Source organism: Magnetospirillum sp. UT-4 (assembly GCF_902729435.1).
Lineage (GTDB): Bacteria > Pseudomonadota > Alphaproteobacteria > Rhodospirillales > Magnetospirillaceae > Magnetospirillum.
Window position 1 is genome coordinate 1 of sequence record NZ_CACVCG010000117.1, and the last position, 1254, is coordinate 1254.

Here is a 1254-nt window from a genome sequence, read left to right on the forward strand (position 1 = left end):
GGGGAATCGAATGATGTGACGTCATAGGTTCCGGAGGGTTTGTGCGAGGAAAGTTTCATCCCAGGCGGCGATGAGGCGCTTGGATTTGAGGCTATCTTTCCCGGGGGCCTTTCTGAGGGCGTTGAGAGTGGCGCGCTTGACGGCGGTAAAGTTCGCCGGGGCATTTTTCTTGCGGATACGGCAGTCGTCGTCGCGGAAGTTCACATCGAGCACCCAATGCAGTGCGTTCTCGACGCCCCAATGGGCTCGGATGGCTGCGGCCAGCCTTTCGGCGTCGGCGGGAAGCGACGAGATGTAGAAACGCCGGTCGCGCTCGATGCCCTTGGTGGTTTCGCGAGTGGACAGAACCATGACGATGGAGGTCAGGCCCTTCCAATCGTGGCGCTCTTTGAGCCATCCGATATCGTCCGTGGCGAAGACCTCGCGGGTTTCGATGCGGCCATGGTCGGCATCGGTGGCGGATGTCCTGGAAACGGACATGTCCTTGAAGCCGCCCGTCGTCTGTTCATCGAACAGGAGTTCGACGTCCTCGCGCAAGCTTCCCTGGTTCCCCTTGAGCCCGAGCACATAGTCGGCCTTTTTGTCGATGATCGTCTCGGCGATCTTTCTTTGGCAGCCCATGGCGTCGATGGTGACGATCGCCCCCTTGAGAGCCAGCAGCCCGAGAAGTTCGGGAATGGCGGTGATCTCGTTGGACTTCTCGGCCACCGCCCGCGATCCCAGCACCAGCTTCTGGGCCGAACTCCAGGCCGAGACCATGTGGATCGCCCCCTTGCCTCCGGCCCGGTCAAAGGAACGGCGCAGGGTTTTGCCGTCCACGGCGACAACGCCCGTCAGCGAACCGCTCAACGCCTGCGCCCAGGAGATGAAGCAGGCCTGGAAGGCAACCGCGTCCAGGGCCCCGAAGATCAGGCCGAGTTGGTCGTGGCTCGGCGTGCCATTCTCGAAGGGCAGGAACCCGCGCAGAAAATCGAGTTTGCGCCGACCAAACAGCGCCACGCTGACCCAACCGTCGGCTCCGCACAAGACCGCGCACAACGTCAAAAGCAGAACCTCATCAAGAGGGTAGAGCACCTTGAGCGCCTGCCGAGGGTCGGGAAGACCCGAAAAATGGGCCAGAAAATCAAGCTTCCCCCCAATGCCTTCCGCTTCCTCTTCGATCATCGCAAACCATCCCGGCTTTCAAACCAATCCAGGATTCCTGCGAATCACAAATCGCCAGGCCGCGCCACCGAAATCTCAGTCGATTGCCCT

The 1254-nt window shown here is 61.0% G+C and carries 1 protein-coding gene; it reads right to left on the bottom strand.

Annotated features, from left to right (window positions below; all coding sequences use genetic code 11):
• Positions 1-21: 21 nt before the first annotated feature.
• Positions 22-1164, bottom strand: coding sequence for an ISAs1 family transposase (locus MTBUT4_RS15190; RefSeq protein ID WP_173980545.1), 1143 nt, complete (start codon positions 1162-1164; stop codon positions 22-24).
• Positions 1165-1254 lie beyond the last annotated feature (90 nt).

Bases quoted from the DNA above. Each gene is read 5' to 3' on its own strand.
- MTBUT4_RS15190 (WP_173980545.1), bottom strand. From the start codon at position 1,164: ATGATCGAAGAGGAAGCGGAAGGCATTGGGGGGAAGCTTGATTTTCTG.